Genomic DNA, 17520 nt, shown 5'->3' with positions numbered 1-17520 from the left:
TGCGACGGGTTGAACGGGCGCGGATGTGACATCAGTGGGTGTGACATGCCGACGGATGTGACATGCCGGTGGATGTGACATGCCGGATGTGACACTCCGCCCGAGGTGAGCACGCTGCGTGATCGGCCCTGCGTGTCCCTACGGCGTGTACACGTACGGCGTCGTCGTGGTCAGCGGTTCGAAGCCGAGCCGTTCCAGGATGGGCCGGCTCGTGCTCATGGCGTCGACCTGGAGGTAACGGTAGCCGCGGTCCACGGCGGCCCGTGCCCGGTGTGCGACCAGCGCGCGGTAGATGCCCCGGCCCCGCCAGGCCTCGACGGTCCCGCCGCCCCACAGCCCGGCGAACCGCGCCCCCGGCACGAGTTCCATCCGGGCCGCGCTCACCGGAGTGTCACCGGCCAGCGCGACCACCGCGACGACGGTGTCCGGGTCGGCCGTGAGCTGGGCGAGCAGCTGGTGGCGGAGCCGGGAGCCGTCGGTGCCGAAGGCCTTCGCGTGCACCTCCGCGACGAGGTCGACGCCCGCCCGGTCGGTCACGGTGAGCATGCGGATGCCTTCCGGCGGCTCCGCGTCCAGGTCCAGATCGGCTGCCTCGCCGATCATCAGCGTCTCCTCGGGCCCGGACGTGAACCCGGCGGCCCTGAGCCGCTGACCGAGGTCGGCCGGGCGGTCATGACCGTAGACCTTCCACTCGAACTCGTGCCCGATCCCGAGCCCGGAGAAGTGGGCGATCTGTGCGGCGATCGCCTCGTCGGCACTCGCCTCGTCGAGGTCGGACCACACGACGCCGTTCCAGCCGAGTGCGGACGACACCTGGCGGATCACCCCGCCGACCCTCTCGACCAGCGCGTCGGGACCGTCCGGCCGCGCACCTTCACGCATGTCCCGGTCGAAGAGGGCGAGCACCGCAGCATGATCCATGGGATCACTCCAGCACCCGACCGCTGCCACGGCAACCGCCTTTTCGACCCGACCGCACCCAGGCCGGGCGGCTATAGGGTGCGCAAGGCAAGCCTCATCGCGAGGAGGACCGTAAGTCATGGTCGTGAAGTCATGGTCGTGAAGGACGACGAACTGCCGTACCTGCGCCGCTGCGTCGCACTCGCGGCGCAGGCACTGGAGGCCGGGGACGAGCCGTTCGGTTCGGTTCTGGTGGGGGCGGACGGCGTCATGCTCGCCGAGGACCACAACCGGGTGGCCTCGGGCGACCGCACCCGGCACCCCGAGTTCGAGCTGGCACGCTGGTCCGCCGCCCACATGACGCCCGAGGAGCGGGCGGCCGCCACGGTGTACACCTCCGGCGAGCACTGCCCGATGTGCGCGGCCGCCCATGCGTGGGTGGGCCTGGGGCGCATCGTGTACGTCGCCTCGTCGGAGCAACTGGCCGGGTGGCTGGGCGAGTTGGGGGTACCCGCCCCGCCCGTGCGGACCCTTGCGGTCCAGGAGGTCGCGCCCGGCGTGGTCGTGGACGGCCCGGTGCCCGAGCTGACGGACGACATCCGCGCACTGCACTTCCGCTTCCACCGGCGAACGGACTGACGCGCCGGCGTCACGAGAGTGGGATGCCGAAGCGGTGCAGGCGCTAGCCGAGTTCCAGGGTGGTGACGCCGAAGACGCGTTCCTCGGCGTACGGCCGCACCGGGCCCGTGTACATGCGGGCCGTCTCGAAAGAGGGGGTGAATCCGGCCTCCTCGGCGAGAGCCACGCCCGCCGCGTTGGGCTCGGGCACGTCGATGGCGACCTCGCGGCCGGCCGCGTCGGCGGTCAGGGCGGCGAACAGGGCTCGCGCGTCCTCGGCGGTGTCGGCGAAGAGCGGCCCGATGCGCGGGCAGTCGTGGCCGGGGCGGATCACGCCGTAGCCGGTGACACGGTCGCCGCTGCGGCGGACCACGGCGTGGTGTCCGGTGCCGGTGAGCCAGTGGGCGAGGAAGCGGGGGCGGTCGGCGGGGGTGCAGGTGCCGTCGTACGCGGTGATGTCCGCGATGTCCTCGGACCGTACGCCCCGCACATCCGCCGGCACCTCGCAGGCCGGCGCGGTTCCGGTGAACCGGACGGTGCGGTGGGCGAGTTCGAAGCCGGAACGGCGGTAGTTGTCCTGCTGGGCGACGACGCCGTCGAGTCCGATCGTGCGGCTTCCCGCGTGCGCCAGCGCGGTCTTCCAGGTGGTGAGGCCGTGGCCGCGGCCGCGCAGGTCGGGGCGGACCAGGTAGCAGCCGAGGAAGGCGTAGTCCGTGCCGTAGTTGACGACCGAGATCGCCGAGACGGGCTCGCCGTCGATCCGGCCGAGGAAGAAGCCGTCGGGGTCCTGAGCGAAGAAGGCCGGTCCGTCGGCGAGCCCCGGGTTCCAGCCCTCGGCGGCGGCCCATCCGCTGATGACCGGCCAGTCGTCGAGGCCGGCACGGGTGACGACGAGGTCTTCGGGGGCCGAAGAGGCCATGGGTGCGCTCCAATCCTTGGGGGCTTCGCATGCGCACGGTGATCGACCGTGCACGCAGCATCCTTGCGGATCGTCCGGCAGGGCGCCACGGCGTGATCAAGCCGTTGACGCGTTCCAAAGGGCCACGACCGTCCGTACGTTCGGAGCTTCGGTACGACGAAGGCCCCACCGCTCGCCAGGCCGGTGGGGCCTTCCGTGCCGCGCGCGAAACGCGGGGTCAGCGCACCGCCTGGGGACGGAAACGCCGGTACAGGATGGCCCCGCCCAGGACGAGAACCGTGCCGCCCGCCACGGCGGCGAGGGTCTGGTCCGCTCCCGTGTCGGCGAGGGCGGCCTCGGGCCCGTGCGGAACGAACGCGGACGGCACCGGCCGCGGCTGGTGCCTCTTCGGCGGTACGGACGGCTTCGGCGTCGGCTTCGTGGTGCGCGGAGGCTGGTTGCCGGGGGTGTTCACGGACTCGTTGCCGGTCGCCGGGTTGCCGACGCCGACCACGTTCACCGTGTTGCCGCTGACGTTCACCGGGAGGTGGACCGGCAGTTCGATGGTGTTGCCGGAGGCGACGCCCGGCGAATCCTTTCCGCGCCCCTCGGCCGAGGCCCCGCCGTTCGACGCGGCGCCCGTCTTGCTCCCACCGCCCTCATTGGCACAGCTGTTGCCCACGGCGGGGTTGAGCAGCCCCACCACGTTCACGGTGTTCCCGCACACGTTCACCGGGACGTGCACCGGGAGCTGGATGGTGTTGCCGGAGATCAGCCCGGGTGAGTCGGCCGCGGCACCGTCCGCCGCGGAGTCGGCATACGCCGGCATCGTCACAGCCATCGCGCCGGTGGCGGCGAAGGCGATCACACCGTTTCGGGTAACCCGTCTCATAGGTTCCCTGCCTTCCAGACATGGTCGCGAGCACTCGCCCGCACCGGATAAAACGCCGATGAACCATTCGAGTTATGGCTTATCGGTCTTTCACCCCATCGAGCGGCATGGTTGTCGAACTGAGTGATGACTCCCCGTTCATCCGACTTGTGGCGCCGGGCATGCACCCCGGCAAGCCGCCCCGCCGAGGGCGCCACCGAAGGTGGAGCGCGCTGCGTCATGGGGGTCCCCCGCGCGAGGTTGTTCGAGCGTCGGGGAGCGTGCGATCGCAAGGCGCCGCAGCGCCGTCGTGGCGGCCACGTGTGGGCGGCTCGGCAACGCGGCGGGGCCCCCTCTGGGGGAGTGCGTGCCAGGCGTCACGGGGCAGGCGGGAATCGTCAGACAGCCCTAGGCCGAAGTCACCGCATCCACGCCTCGGGGCCGCCGCCGCGCCACTCGATCAGCCTGGAGCGCCGTACGTACTCCTCGTCGGCGTCCTCGATCCCCGCCCTACGCAGGAACTCGGCAACGTCCAGCAGCCCGTACGCCATGCCCAGGAAATGGTCACCGGCACGGACCCGCCGGCCGCCGTCCTCGGCGGGCGGGTAGATCGCGATGGGCTGCTCCCCGTCCATGGCACCAGGGTGCGGCCTGCGTCGGCCGCTCGCATGCGGGGCTGCTGCGCCGCCTGGGGCCGGCGTTCCGGGGGCCCGATCCGGTCCGCCCGAAGCCGGTGCCGGTGCCAGTGCCGTCGGTCCAGGGTGTCCCGCACGTGCGTTCACCGGCCGGTCGATCTCACCCTCTGCCCGGAACAGGTCCGGATCAGGTCCGGATCAGGTCCGGACATCGCCGCGCACGGCAGCCCAGGCCGCCCCGCTCGTCCGGAGGCGTGCGTTCCGGGGCCCCCTTATCGTGATCGAGGACGCCGTATCCCGGTCCGCGACGGGCGTCCCTGGAGGCATTCATGCTGGCCAAGCTGTCAACGCGGCCCTCGCTGCGGCGCTGCGCGGTCACCGGCGCGGTCGGACTGGTCCTGCTCGGCACGGGGCTGCCGACGGCCACGGACGGTGCCGAGCCCGACCTCACCCGCTTCTACCGGCAGAAGGTCACCTGGGCCAAGTGCCCGGGCGAGGGCCTGCCGAAGGATCTGCAGTGCGGCAAGGTCACCGTCCCCCTCGACTACGCCCGCCCCAGGGCGGGGACGCTGGATCTGGCGCTCGCCCGTTACCGGGCCACGGGCAAGAAGCAGGGATCGGTGCTGCTCAACTTCGGCGGGCCGGGCGGCGCCGGTATCCCCGAGTTCGCCGCCGGCGGCAAGGACTTCATGGAGCTGACGGACGGCTACGACATCGTGACCTTCGATCCGCGTGGCGTCGGCAGGTCCTCGCCGGTCAGCTGCGGGGACGGCGCGGAGGACATCTCCGTGGCGGACGACAGCACGGAAATCGGCCGCGATCCGCAGTCCGTCCTCAAGCAGTTGAGGAAGGCGGCCGACGCGTGCGCCCGGCACTCCGGGCCCGTCCTCCCCCACATCGGCACGGTCAACGCCTCGCGCGACATGGACGTGATGCGCCAGGCCCTCGGCGACAAGAAGCTCAACTACCTGGGCTTCTCCTACGGAACCCGGCTCGGCGCGGTGTACGCCGCCCAATTCCCGAAGAAAGTCGGCCGGTTGGTGCTCGACGGCGTGGACACGCTGACCGAACCGCTGACCGAGCAGGGGGTGGCAGGCGCCAAGGGGCAGCAGGAGGCGCTGGAGGAGTTCATCAACTGGTGTGTGAAGGACATCGCCTGTCCGTTCGGGCAGGACCCTCGCGAGGCCCGCAAGCAGGTCGTACGACTGGTCGACTCGCTGGACGAGGACCCGGTGCCGTCGGCGTTCGGTGAGCCGTTCACCGGGCAGGACCTGGTCGGCGCCATCGGGCAGGCGCTCTACAGCGAGGAGTTGTGGCCCTCTCTGGAGCGGGCCCTCGCCTCGCTGGTCGAGGACGGCGACACGCACGCCATCGAGACCTTCGCCTCCGGTGGGGCCGCACCCACGGGCCGGGAGGAGACCGAGAAGACCCAGGACCCCGACGGCGGTCTCGTCGACGAGGAGGAGGTCCCGCTCGACAATCTCCCCGCGGCACTGATGGCGATCAACTGCGCGGACGATCCGGACCGCCCGACGGACGAGCAGATCATCGGCAAGCTCGACCGGCTGCGCGCCGAGTACGAGCAGGCGTCACCGGTCTTCGGCCCGTACCGGCTCACCGGGGTGCTGATGTGCTACGGCCGCCCCAAGGGCACGGACTTCATCCGCGACGACGTGAAGGACGTGCACACGCCGAAGATGCTGCTCGTGGGCACCCGCGGCGACCCGGCGACGCCGTACCGCTGGACCGTGGAGACGGCGAAGCGACTCGGTCCCTCGGCCGTGGTCCTGGACAACAAGGGCAGCGGTCACACCGGGTACGCCTCCTCCAAGTGCGTGCACCGCAAGGTCGACACCTTCCTGCTGTACGGCACGCTGCCGGCCGACGGCAGCTCCTGCGGGCCGGAGGACGACACAGAGTAGGCATGCGAGGGCGAGGGGATTGCCCCTAATGCCCGATCGGTGAATCGGTCCTATCGTGCTGTTATGGAGCACGCACTCAGTCCCACGACCCTCATCGAGCTGCGGCGCCCGCGCCCCTATCCGGCCGTGTCCGTGCTGACGCCCACGCATCCCCGAGAGCCCTATCGGGCCCAGGACCAGGTCCGGCTGCGCAATGTCGTGGCCGAGGCCAAGAAACAGCTGGAGGCCGATCCCTCGGTCACCCGCGAGCGACGGGCGGATGTCGAGCGACAGCTCGACCAGGCCCTCGCCGAGGTCGATCTCACCTACGCCGAGGACGGCCTGGTGATCTTCGCCGCCCCGGGCGAGCACCAGGTGTGGTCGCTCGCCCGCACGGTGCCCGAGCGCGTGGTGCTCTCGGACACCTTCCTGACCCGCAACCTCGTCTCCGCGGAGGCCGCCGAGCGGCCGTTCTGGGTGCTCTCGGTCTCCCCCGACCGTGTCACGCTGTGGACCGGCAGCCCGGACCGCGTCACCGAGGCCCGCATCGGCGGCTTCCCGCTGACCAGGCGTTTCGACAACTTCGACGCCGAGCGCCAGGAGCGGATCGGCGACATGCCGAGCACGTTCCGCGACGAGGGCACCCGCCACTTCCTCAAGGACGCGGACTCCGCCATGAGCGCGATCCTCCGGGACAACCCGCGACCGCTGTACGTCACCGGTGAGCAGGCGGCGCTGTCCCTGCTGGACGAGATCGGCGGCGTCGCCAAGGACGCGGTGCACGTCCCGCACGGCGGGCTCGCGCACGGCACGCACGAGGCGGTGTGGCAGGCGATCCGTCCGCTGGTCACCGCCGAGGAGCGCAGGAACGCCGCCGCCGTGGCGCGGGAACTCGAATCCGCCCGTGGCCGCAAGGCGTTCGCGGCCGGCGTCGACGAGGTCTGGCGCAGTGCTCGCGAAGGCCGGATCCGGCTGCTCGCCGTCGAGGAGAACTACCGGGTGACGGTGCGCGGCGAGGACGGCGACCATCTCATCCCGGCCGAGAGCGGCGACCTCGACGCCCGCGAGGACATCGTGGACGAGATCGTCGAGCAGTGCCTGGAGACCGGCGCCGAGGTCCGTTTCGTACCGGACGGCACGCTGAGCGACGCCCAGGGGATCGCCGGGGTGCTGCGGTACTGACGCCGGAGCGATGAGGAGGCACAGCGGCGGCGGCCCGATGACCTCCTCATCCGCCCGCCTTCCTCACACGCCGCCGAAGAGCGAGCTCAGGCCGCGCTCCACGACCGCCCCGAGGTCCTCCTCACCGGTCGCGACCACCGCGTACGTCCGCAGCAGGAAGCGGTTCAGGGCGGAGGTGTCGAACTGGAGCAGCGCCATGCCGTACGGCGAGTGCAACTCCACGACCGTACGCTCCTGGCCGCACGGCCAGATGTGCACGTCACCGTCCCCGGCCGGCCCGCGCAGGCCTGCCTCCAGCAGACTCCGGGCGAAGGTCCAGGTGGCCCCATGGCCATCGAGGGAGGCCTCGCCCGGGAAGTCCATGTGCACCGCCAGCGGATCCGTGGAGGCGTACCGCAGCTTGGCGGGAACGGGGAGTTCGCGCTCCTCGCCGGTGATGAGGCGGGCGCGGGCGGGCTGCTCGATGGCGATGTCCATGGGCGGTCTCCCCTGCGGGTCGGTGGTAGGTCGTTTTTTTGCCGCTGTGCTTTTACGAGCCCACAGATGCCGTTTGCATTACGCCGGAGGGCACATCATTTATGTGACCTGCATCACCCCCGAGGAGTGCATCACCCCGACCGGCGACCACTGCCGCCCCACCCCTAGAACATGCGACCGTCGAACACCCGATTGAGCGACGTACAATCGCCTCGACAGGACGTCAAATCACGTACACCGCCTACGACTTGGCCCTTTCGGCGACCTACGGCAATCGCATGGCGCGAGCCCGCCGTGAAGACTCTGGCATATGCCAGACGCACCACCGTATCGGGTGTTGCCAAATCCCTTACAGGGCGTCGCGGGCTGTGCAACAGTCGTAATGGTCCTTCCGTCAGCCTTGGTCGTACCGTCCTCGCATCGGAGTGCGTCATGCCGCCCCATCTCTCTGCGGACCGCCCCGCCGCTCAGCCGCCCGGACACGGCTCGGTCGAAGCGCTCATATCGCAGACGCGGCGACTCAAGGGCGACGTCGACGCCGTCCGCCGGGACACGCGCAGCGACGACGGTTCGGACCCGCAGGAGCGGTGGCAGCGGGCGCTGTACGACCTCGCCCTGCACCAGCTCAACGACCTCGACGAGCACCTGGCGCAACTGCGGGACGGCCCGGCCCCGGTGGCCGCGGCTCCCGCGGCCACCGGGGCCGCGCCGCCCGCTCCCCCGCGCGACTCGCTGCTCAGCCGGGTCGGCAGCGCGGAGTGGAACCTGCTGACGGACGAGGCCAGTTGGTCCGGCGAGCTCTACCAGATCCTGGGTCGAGACCCCGCCGCTCCACCGCTCACCCTCGACGAGCTGCCGTCCCTGGTGCTCGACGAGGACCGTCCGAAACTGACGGCGATGGTCACGAACTGCCTCGTCGACGCCAAGCCCATCGACGGCGAGTTCCGCGTCGTACGGCCGGACGGCGAGGTCCGCACCCTGCACATGATGGGCGAGCCCGTGCTCGACGCCGACGGCAGCACCGCCTCCATGTGGGCCGTACTGCGGGACGTCAGCGAACTGCGCCTGAGCCAGCGGGCGGTGAGCGAGACCCGTGACTCGCTCCAGCGCCGGCAGCACCAGGCGCAGACGGAGCACCGGCTCGCGGTCGAGCTGCAGGAGGCCGTGCTGCCGCCGTGGCGCGGCTCCCTGCGGCTCCCGCACCGGGGCCCGGAGACCCTCGACCTCGCGGCTCACCGTCTGCCGTCGTCGGCGAGCGCGATGATCGGCGGCGACTGGTACGACGCGCTCGAACTGGCCGACGGCGAAACGCTGTTGAGCATCGGCGACCTCACCGGGCACGGCGTCGCCGTGGCCTCGGGCATGGCGACCCTGCTGGGCGCCGTACGCGGCATGGCCATGGCGGGCACTCAGCCGGGACAACTGATGTCCCTTCTGAACCAGTTACTCGACGCCACCGTCCAGCCGGCCCTCGGCAGCGCCGTCTGCTGCCGCTACCGGCCCGAGACCCGCACCCTGACCTGGGCGCAGGCCGGACACCCCGCCCCGCTGCTGTTCCGCGACGGGACGGGGCACAGGCTGCACGCGCCGGACGGCGTCCTGCTCGGCGCCACCGCGGGTGCCGTCTACGCACAGGCCGAAGAGACCCTCGAGGTGGGCGACCTGCTGCTGCTGCACACGGACGGACTGGTGCCGGGGCACAGGGAAGCGGACTCCGTGCAGCGACTCCTCGACCTCGGTCCCCGCATCGGCGAGGCACGCACCGCACAGGACTTCGTACGGCTGGTCGTCGAGGAGTTCGGTGAGAGTGAGCGCGCCGACCATGCCTGCGTGCTCGTGGCCAGGGTGACGTCCTAGTCGGTGCCCGTCCCTATGCTTGTGCGCTGTGGCCGCCGCCCGGCTTCTTCGCCTTGGGCAGCGCCAACCGGATCTCCTCCCGCAGTTCGTGGATCCTCGGGTAGCTGGAGTACTCGGCGGTGAGCCGGTACATCTGGCGCAGCCGGTCCCAGGTGCGGCCGGACGAGTTCGAGCCCATCGACATCAGGGCCAGCCGCGCGTACCGGTCGGCCTGTTCGGGGTCGTCCGCGATGAAGCAGGCGGACGCCATGGACAGATGGTCGAAGATCTTCGACCGCTCGCGACCGTCGACGCGCAGGGCCAGGGCCTTCTCCGCGTAGTGCTGGGCATGCGCGGCCGCGCCGGGCTCGAACTCGGCCAGCGTGCGGTAGGCCAGAGCCTGCATGCCGTACAGGTCCTCGTCCTTGAAGGTCTGCATCCAGCTCGGCGGCGGCACATCGCTCTTGTCGGAGACGAAGAGGTCCTCCGCCTGTCCCAGGGTGCGGCGCATGGCCTGGCCCTTGCCCATGGACGCCTGTGCCCAGGCCTCGATGGTGTGGAACATGGCCCTGGTGCGCGGCAGCACCTCGTCGCCGGAGCCGGACTGGGCGAGTTTCATGAGGTCGAGTGCGTCGTCGGGCCGGCCGAGGTGCACCATCTGGCGAGCCGCTCGGGAGAGTGCCTCCCCGGCGCGGGGCCGGTCGCCGCCTTCTCTGGCCGCGTGGGCGGCGATGACGAAGTACTTCTGGGCCGTGGGCTCCAGGCCGACGTCGTGCGACATCCAGCCCGCGAGGACGGCGAGGTTGGCGGCGACGCCCCACAGGCGCCGCTGCAGATGTTCGGGGTGTCGGTAGGCGAGCATGCCGCCCACCTCGTTGAGTTGGCCTACGACCGCCTTGCGCTGGAGCCCGCCACCGCGGGCCGCGTCCCAGGCCCGGAACACCTCGACCGAGCGTTCCAGCTCCTCGATCTCCTGCGATCCGATGGGGGCGGCCTCGTAGCGGTCGAACCCGGCGGGGTCGACGTGCAACGGGTCGTCGAACTGGGGAGCGTCGGCCTTGAGGGCCGGGTCGGTGTGCAGCCAGTCGTGCATGGCGCTGCTGAGTGCGGATCCCGCGGCGAGCGCGGCACCCGCGCCCACCAAGCCGCGTCGGTTGAGCATGAGGTCCATTCCCGTGAATTCGGTGAGGACCGCAGCCGTCCGCTCGGGCGCCCACGGCACACCGTCGGGATGCTCCACACTCCCGCCGTCCTGCCGTTTCCCCGCACGCCCGTGCCGGACCAGACCGAGGTCCTCGATGGTCACGACACGGCCGAGACGCTCGGTGAACAGGGCCGCCAGCACCCGCGGCACGGGATCGCGCGGGATCTCTCCCATGTCGATCCACCGCCGCACCCGCGAGGTGTCGGTCGCCAGCTGGGGGTGGCCCATGGCCGCCGCCTGCCGGTTGACCAGCCTCGCGAGTTCGCCCTTGGACCAGCCGGCCAGGCCGAACAGGTCCGCCAGGCGGGTGTTGGGTTCTCCGCTCACGTCAAGCCCCCAGGTTCTCGGCTGAGTTGACAGTAGCCCGGTGAGAGTTGCCCCGGGACTATTCGCCAGGGTTCGCCAGGGTGCGCCAGATGGTGTGCCACTGGGCATCGGGTGTCAGGTAGGAACGCGCCACCCCGACCCGGTCGCCCTCCAGCTACGGCTGGTGCATTCCCCAGGGTGTACCCGGGCGGCCGGATCGGGCGGCGCTTTGACTTCGCAGGCACACGAAGGGATCTGTTTCTCCCATGTACGCAGCATCGTCCTCCGTGTCCGCCCCGCCCAGGCCGCTGCGCCCCCGCCCGGCGGGCGGCGGCCCCTACCTCGACCCCGCGCGGCCGGCGGTCCCCCCCGTACTGGGTGCGGGCCGGCCGCGGCGTCCCGCGGGGATCGGCACCCAACCGCTCAGCGGGAGACTCGACTTGTCCGGCCCCCAGGGCGCCCAGCTGCGCACGGCGATCGCGTCGGTGCACCGGATCTGCCCGGAGTTCGCTCCGGTGCAGGTGCTGCGCCGCAATGGGCGGTCCGTGCTCCTGGTCGGCACGACCGGACGCAGCACGGCCGTCGCCAAGTGTTTACTCGACCACTCGCCGGCGTGGGCCGAGCGGATCCGGCACGAAATAGCGGCATACCGCTCGTTCGTCCGGCACCGCCCACCGGTGCGCGTGCCGAGACTGATCGCAGCGGATCCGGACAACTGCACCCTCGTCATCGAGCGGATGCCGGGCCGGGTGGCGGCACTGCAGCGGCACCCGTTGGAGGCGCCGCCGCGTGCGGACATCAGGGCGGCACTCGGAGCGATCTGCCGGCTCAACGCGTGGCGGCCACCGGCGGGTACGTTCGACGCACCGCTGGACTACGCGACCCGGATCTCCCGGTACCACGAGCTGGGGCTGCTCACCGACCGGGACATGGGCGATCTGCAGAAGCTGCTGCACGGCATCGCGGCGACCGCGGGCCGGCAGGGCATGGGCCAGTTCTGCCACGGCGACGCACTGCTCTCGAACATCCTGCTCTCACCGGCCGGTCCAGTGCTGGTGGACTGGGAGCACGCGGGCTGGTACCTGCCGGGCTACGACCTGGCGACGCTGTGGTCGGTGCTCGGGGACGCACCGGCGGCTCGTCGGCAGATCAGCCAGATCGCGCAGTCGGCGGGCCCGGCTTCGCGGGACGCATTCCTGGTGAACCTGATGCTCGTGCTGACCCGGGAGATCCGTACCTATGAGACGGCCGTGCAGCGTTCGATGCACGACGCTCCGACCCCGGCGGCACCGGGAGTGGCCCACCCGGGTGCTGCGCCGTCCGGCGAGGAACAGCGGCTGCTGCTGAGGCGGCTGCACGACGACTGCCAGCTGGCCCGGCGGGCCGTGCGCGCGGCGGTCGGCACTCGCTGACGGGGACGGCGGTCCGCGGTGCGCGCTGGACAGCGGCGCACCGCGGACCGTCGTGTGTACGGCCATGAAGTCTTCCTCCCGCAGGCCGCGCCGCGAAACTCCCGGGACCCTCGATTTGCAGGGCTACTCACCTGCCGGTCGGCATGATTGACGGATCGTCGGACAGCCGGTACCCCAAACACACTTCCGGCCCCGCACGGCTCATCGCGCCCGACCGTCCCTGGAGGCTGCATTGCGAGGATCCGTCACCGCCATGGCCGCTGCGGCACTGCTTTTTCCGCTGCTGGGCGCGGCCCCGTCCGATGCCCGGAGCTCGGAGGACCGCCTGCAGTCGGCCTTCGCCGCCGCGGCCGCCGAGTACCACGTGCCGCAGAGCGTCCTGCTCGGCGTCTCCTATCTGCAGTCCCGCTGGGACGCGCATGCCGGGGCGCCCAGTGTGACCGGCGGTTACGGCCCGATGCACCTCACCGACGCCCGCACCGCGCTCGCCGGGGGGCCGCCGCACCACAGCGACGGCTCGGAGGACGCGCGCGGCGACAGCGCCCGCGCGCCCCTGCTCCCCAAGGCGAAGCCGCCGAAGACCTCGCAGATCCCGGCCCGCCTCAGGACATTGCCGAAGGCGGCCGAGCTGACCGGACTGAGCGCCCAGCAGCTGCGTACGGACCCGGCCGCCAATGTGGCCGGCGGTGCCGCCCTGCTCGCCGCCGCGCAGAAGGAACTGGGCGCACCGCTGAGTTCCGACCCGGCGGACTGGTACGGCGCGGTGGCCCGCTTCTCCGGCGCCGAGGACACCGCGACGGCGAGGGCGTACGCCGACGACGTCTACGACCTGCTGCGTACCGGGCACAAGCGCGCCACGGACGCGGGCCAGGTGGTCGCCCTGGCCCCTCAGCCGCGCCTCTCCCCCGACACCGGGCAGCTGAGGCGGGCGGGGTTGCGGACGCTCGATTCCGCGGGGACGGAATGCCCGGCGACGGTGTCCTGCGAGTGGATCCCGGCGCCGTACAAGCAGTTCGGGGACGGCGACTACGGCAACCACGACCTGGCCGATCGTCCGGCCTCCCCGGGCATCGACTACATCGTCATCCACGACACGGAGGGCGCCTGGGAGGGAGTCCTCACCATGGTGCAGGACCCGACCTATGTGTCGTGGCAATACACACTGCGCTCCACGGACGGTCACATCGCCCAGCATGTGAAGGCCAAGGACATCGCCTGGCACGCGGGCAACTGGTACGTCAACGCCAAGTCGATCGGCCTGGAGCACGAGGGTTTCCTGGCGCGGCCGGACGCCTGGTACACGGAGGCGATGTACCGGTCCTCGGCACGCCTGGTGACGTACCTGGCGAAGAAGTACGGCATCCCGCTGGACCGGCAGCACATCCTCGGCCACGACAACGTGCCGGGGCCGACCGCGTCGACGGTCAGCGGCATGCACACCGACCCGGGCCCGTACTGGGACTGGCGGCACTACTTCGAACTGCTCGGCCGTCCCTTCGCGGCCACCGCGGGCCCGAACGGCGGCCTGGTGACGATCCGCCCCGACTACGCCACCAACCGGCCCCGGTACACCGGCTGCGTCACCGCGGGCGTGCCCTGCGCGGACCACGGTTCGAGCGCGGTGCGACTGTACTCCGGGCCCGGCGAGTCGTATCCGCTGATCAAGGACGCCGGCCTGGGGTCGGCTCCGACCACCGGGGTGAACGACCTGTCCTCGCGGGTCTCGACCGGTCAGCAGTACGCGGTCGCCGGCCGGGAGGGCGACTGGACGGCGATCTGGTACCTGGGCCAGAAGGCGTGGTTCAAGAACCCGAAGCAGAACCCGACCGCGGTGCACGCGACCGGCCTCGTGGTGACGCCCAAGGAGGGCCGCAAGAGCGTCCCGGTGTACGGGCGCGCCTACCCCGAGGCCTCCGCCTATCCGGCGGACGTACCCGCCCAGGCGGTGTCGCCGCTGCCGTACACCTTGCCCGCGGGCCAGAGGTACGCGGTGGGTGACAGAGTGCCGGGCGAGTACTACTACGCCGTGACCTTCGACGGGCCCCGCCGGCTCGTGGTGGGCAAGGACCTCTACTACGAGATCCAGTTCGGCCATCGGGTGGGGTTCGTGCGGGCGGCGGATGTGCGGGTGGTGGCGTCGGGTTCCTAGCCGGGGTCAGTCCGCCTTCTTCCAGGTGTACCGTCGTCCGGCGACCGCCTTGAAGGTCAGTTCCCCGTCCTTGAACAGGTCGCTGCGTACGGTGAGTTCACGGGTCCGGGACGCCTTCAGGGCGATGCGGGTCGCTCGGCCGGCCGCCCACTCAATGTCGAGGGTGGCGCCGCTGCGGGCCCGCAGGCCGTGCACCGAGCCGGTCGGCCAGGAGGAGGGCAGGGCGGGCAGTACTTCGATGGCGTCGTACTGGCTCTGCAGGAGCATCTCCACGATGCCGGAGGTGGCGCCGAAGTTGCCGTCGATCTGGAACGGCGGGTGGGTGTCCCAGAGGTTGGGCAGGGTCGAGGACTTGAGCTGTTCGCCGAGCATCTTGTGGGCGTGGTCGCCGTCGCGCAGCCGCGCCCAGAAGTTGATCTTCCACGCCTTGGACCAGCCGGTGCCGCCGTCCCCGCGCGCGGTCAGGGAGACCTTGGCGGCCTCGGCCCACTCGCTGCCGGGTTCGATCTGCCGTCCGGGGTGGAGGGCGAACAGGTGCGAGACATGCCGGTGGGTGTCGGTGGGGTCGTCCAAGTCCTCCTTCCACTCCTGGAGTTGGCCCCAGGAGCCGATGCGCAGGCCGGGGTCGAGCCAGTTCAGCGCGTCTTCGACGCGGCGGCGGAAGTCGGGCGTGTCGCCCAGGATCCGGGCCGCTTCGAGGGTGTTGGTGAACAGGTCGTGGACGATCTGCTGCGACATGGCCGCGCCGGCGGTGAAGTCGCCGTGCTCGGGCGAGTAGCTGGGCGTGACGACGAGGGTTCCGTCGCGGGGATCGGTGCGCAGGTTGTCCAGCCAGAACTCGGTGGCTTCCTTCATCACGGGGTACGCGGTGGTGCGCAGGTAGTCGGTGGAGCCGCCGAACCTGTAGTGCTCGTACATCTGTTGGGTGAGCCAGGCCGCCGCCTCGGGGAACCAGAACGCGGTCGCCCAGTCGTGCACGCCGGTGAAGCCGTACGGGTTGGTCTCGTTGTGCACGACCCAGCCTCGCGAGCCGAACATCTCCTTCGCCGTACGGCGTCCGGGCGCGCGCAGGGCCTCGACGAAACGGTCGTACGGCGCCGTCGTCTCGGCGAGGTTCGCGGCCTCGGCGGGCCAGTAGTTCATCTGGATGTTGATGTTGGTGTGGTAGTCCGCCGACCACGGGGGTGTGGTGCTGTTGTTCCAGACGCCCTGGAGATTGGCGGGCAGGGAGCCGGGGCGTGAGGAGGCGATGAGCAGGTAGCGGCCGTACTGGAAGTAGAGGGCTTCCAGGGCGCGGTCGGCCGGGCTCGTGCCGCCGGTGTAGGCGGCCAGGAGCGCGTCGGTGGGAACGTCCGCCGACAGTGACGGGCCGAGGTCGAGGGTGACTCGGCGGAACAGGGCTCGGTAGTCGCGGGTGTGCCGGACGAGGAGTGCCTCGTAGCGGTCGCCCGCCTGCGCCACGGCACGGGCGACGGCGGCGTGCGGGTCCGGGCCACGGTAGTCGGGGTACGTGTCGGCGTAGTCCGTGCCCGCGGCCAGCACGAACCATGCGCTGTCGGCCCCGGTCACGGTGATCGTGCCGTCGGCGTGGGACGTGACGGTGCCGCCCAGGCTGTGCACCCGGATCTGCGCCTCGAAGCGCAGTCCGTTGTCGGCGAGCGCACCCCGCACGGTCAGGGTTCCGTCGGCCGCGCTGGCCGTGAAGTCGGCGCGTGGCGAGGTGTAGCGCAGGGTGAAGGTGACGCTGCCGGGCCGGTCGGCGCCGAGCCGGCCCACGATCACGCCGTCGGGGTGGGAGGCGAAGAACTCCCTTTGGTGACGGACACCTTGGTGGGTGTAGGCGATCGAGGCGACGGCGTTGTCGAGGTCGAGTTGGCGGCGGTAGTCCTTCGGGGGCGTCGTCGGCGCGCCGGGCAGGTCGAGGTGGAGGTCGCCGAATGTCTGGTGGGCGCCGTACCCGGTCCGTGGCTGGCCGAGCCGGTCGGCCACCGACTCGGGGTCGAGGGTGGTCCGCGCGTCGAGGTCGTCCTGAACGGCGGTGATCGCGTCGGGGCGGGGTGCGCGCCAGTTGCCGTGGTCGTAGCCCTGGGTGGAGCCGGGGCCGCCGGTCCAGAGGGTCTTCTCGTTGAACTGAAGCCGTTCGGAGGAGAGGGTGCCGAACACCGTGGCGCCGAGTGCGCCATTGCCGATGGGCAGGGCCTCGCGCTCCCAGTCGGCGGCGGGAGTGGCGTACCAGAGCACAGACAACTCCCTCGATACATCGGAGGAATCAGCGGCGGCAGCTTCGATGGCGCCGACTCCCAGAGCCAGTGCGCCGGCCCCGCTCACCGCAGCCTTTAACGTCGTCCTTCGAGTGATCTCATGCGGCTCATGCGACATGACCCCTGACGCTAGAGGTCCGATGACTTGGCGGCAAGGGTCATGACAAATATGTGCGGGACCGCGAAGAGCGGAGCCTAGAGGTGGGAGGACTCAGCCCTGCTGGAAGAGCTCCGCGGGCAGCGGCTTCAGCAGGGCGTACAGATCGTCGGTGATGGGCCGGTCCCACGCTGCGATGGTCACCAGGACATTGTCACTGCGGTCGAACTGCACGCAGGAGATTCGGCTCTCGGAGAGCTTCAGACGGCGCACGATCAGGAGGTTGTCGCCCTGCATCACGGGCACGTCCTCGCTGCCGACGACGGTGACCTCCTCGTCGTTCTCCAGGGCCAGCAGCAGCTGCGCGACCTCGAACGGGATCTCGCCCTCGTCGACCTCGCGGGCCGGGGAGCCCTCGGGCAGATTGCCGATGATCATCGCGGGGCCGCGGCCGCCGAAGAGGTCGTAGCGCAGGAAGACGCCCTGGCAGCTGCCGTCGGGGGCGGGCAGCAGCCCGGCGCCCAGATTGCCGGGCCAGTCGCCCGGGTCCATGGCCAGTACGTCGAAGTCGGGCCCGGCGGGCGTGGCGCTGCGGCGGCGGAGGAACGACATGTCGCCATGGTACGTGGCCGGGCCTGCTCCGTGACGTGCGGGCATGGGTTCGGACCCGCCTCCCTGACCCGCGGGCGGGACCTCCCGGGCGCGCCGCGACACCGTCGCCGGCCGCGTAATTCCGTTGCCTGCCGACAGAGGCGCGTCCTACGGTCCCGATC

14 protein-coding genes are annotated in these 17520 nt (G+C 71.1%); 6 read left to right on the top strand and 8 right to left on the bottom strand.

Features of this window, described 5'->3' with window-relative positions:
* Positions 1 to 138 precede the first annotated feature (138 nt).
* Positions 139 to 921, bottom strand: coding sequence for a GNAT family N-acetyltransferase (locus ACTMVF_RS37165; protein ID WP_441275487.1), 783 nt, complete (start codon positions 919 to 921; stop codon positions 139 to 141).
* A 132-nt stretch (positions 922 to 1053) separates the two neighbouring features.
* Here ACTMVF_RS37165 and ACTMVF_RS37160 point away from each other — a divergent pair, with 132 nt between their 5' ends.
* Entirely contained in the window at positions 1054 to 1539 is a 486-nt protein-coding gene (locus tag ACTMVF_RS37160) for a nucleoside deaminase (protein ID WP_441275486.1), read from the top strand.
* Between the two features lie 43 nt (positions 1540 to 1582).
* Here ACTMVF_RS37160 and ACTMVF_RS37155 read toward each other — a convergent pair whose 3' ends face one another.
* The 3 genes from ACTMVF_RS37155 to ACTMVF_RS37145 form a co-directional block, all read right to left on the bottom strand.
* Positions 1583 to 2437: a GNAT family N-acetyltransferase gene (locus ACTMVF_RS37155; RefSeq protein WP_441275485.1), complete on the bottom strand. Its 855-nt coding sequence runs from the start codon at positions 2435 to 2437 to the stop codon at positions 1583 to 1585.
* A gap of 217 nt (positions 2438 to 2654) precedes the next feature.
* On the bottom strand, positions 2655 to 3308 hold the full coding sequence (locus ACTMVF_RS37150) for a chaplin family protein (protein ID WP_441275484.1): 654 nt from the start codon (positions 3306 to 3308) through the stop codon (positions 2655 to 2657).
* Positions 3309 to 3706: 398 nt separating this feature from the next.
* On the bottom strand, positions 3707 to 3922 hold the full coding sequence (locus ACTMVF_RS37145; protein ID WP_441275483.1) for a hypothetical protein: 216 nt from the start codon (positions 3920 to 3922) through the stop codon (positions 3707 to 3709).
* A gap of 329 nt (positions 3923 to 4251) precedes the next feature.
* On the opposite strand from ACTMVF_RS37145, the gene ACTMVF_RS37140 reads away from it, so the two are divergent.
* Together ACTMVF_RS37140 and ACTMVF_RS37135 are read left to right on the top strand one after the other, a co-directional pair.
* A complete protein-coding gene (locus tag ACTMVF_RS37140; protein ID WP_441275482.1) occupies positions 4252 to 5844 on the top strand; it encodes an alpha/beta hydrolase in 1593 nt (530 codons plus the stop codon).
* A gap of 63 nt (positions 5845 to 5907) precedes the next feature.
* Positions 5908 to 7005: a baeRF3 domain-containing protein gene (locus ACTMVF_RS37135; RefSeq protein ID WP_441275481.1), complete on the top strand. Its 1098-nt coding sequence runs from the start codon at positions 5908 to 5910 to the stop codon at positions 7003 to 7005.
* A gap of 63 nt (positions 7006 to 7068) precedes the next feature.
* Here the strand turns inward: ACTMVF_RS37135 and ACTMVF_RS37130 are convergent, their stop codons facing one another.
* Complete coding sequence (locus ACTMVF_RS37130) at positions 7069 to 7482, bottom strand: SsgA family sporulation/cell division regulator (protein WP_441275480.1); 414 nt, start codon at positions 7480 to 7482, stop codon at positions 7069 to 7071.
* Positions 7483 to 7914: 432 nt separating this feature from the next.
* Between ACTMVF_RS37130 and ACTMVF_RS37125 the strand changes: the two genes are divergently transcribed.
* Positions 7915 to 9339, top strand: a complete 1425-nt coding sequence (locus ACTMVF_RS37125) for a PP2C family protein-serine/threonine phosphatase (RefSeq protein ID WP_441275479.1) — start codon at positions 7915 to 7917, stop codon at positions 9337 to 9339.
* A 13-nt stretch (positions 9340 to 9352) separates the two neighbouring features.
* Here the strand turns inward: ACTMVF_RS37125 and ACTMVF_RS37120 are convergent, their stop codons facing one another.
* Positions 9353 to 10849: a DNA-binding protein NsdB gene (locus ACTMVF_RS37120; protein WP_441275478.1), complete on the bottom strand. Its 1497-nt coding sequence runs from the start codon at positions 10847 to 10849 to the stop codon at positions 9353 to 9355.
* A gap of 245 nt (positions 10850 to 11094) precedes the next feature.
* On the opposite strand from ACTMVF_RS37120, the gene ACTMVF_RS37115 reads away from it, so the two are divergent.
* A complete protein-coding gene (locus ACTMVF_RS37115) occupies positions 11095 to 12240 on the top strand; it encodes an aminoglycoside phosphotransferase family protein (RefSeq protein ID WP_441275477.1) in 1146 nt (381 codons plus the stop codon).
* Between the two features lie 253 nt (positions 12241 to 12493).
* Positions 12494 to 14389, top strand: a complete 1896-nt coding sequence (locus ACTMVF_RS37110; protein WP_441275476.1) for an N-acetylmuramoyl-L-alanine amidase — start codon at positions 12494 to 12496, stop codon at positions 14387 to 14389.
* 6 nt (positions 14390 to 14395) lie between these two features.
* Here the strand turns inward: ACTMVF_RS37110 and ACTMVF_RS37105 are convergent, their stop codons facing one another.
* The gene (locus ACTMVF_RS37105) at positions 14396 to 16630 is read right to left on the bottom strand and encodes a glycoside hydrolase family 95 protein (RefSeq protein ID WP_441275475.1); all 2235 of its coding nucleotides are present in this window, start codon (positions 16628 to 16630) and stop codon (positions 14396 to 14398) included.
* A 231-nt stretch (positions 16631 to 16861) separates the two neighbouring features.
* Positions 16862 to 17359 carry a hypothetical protein gene (locus ACTMVF_RS37100; RefSeq protein WP_234767165.1) on the bottom strand — a complete coding sequence of 166 codons (498 nt, stop codon included), beginning with the start codon at positions 17357 to 17359 and terminating at the stop codon, positions 16862 to 16864.
* Between the last annotated feature and the right edge of the window lie 161 nt (positions 17360 to 17520).

The sequence above is a fragment of the Streptomyces sp. SD31 genome (assembly GCF_052068475.1).
Lineage (GTDB): Bacteria > Actinomycetota > Actinomycetes > Streptomycetales > Streptomycetaceae > Streptomyces.
This window is presented reverse-complemented; position numbering and strand designations above follow the sequence as displayed.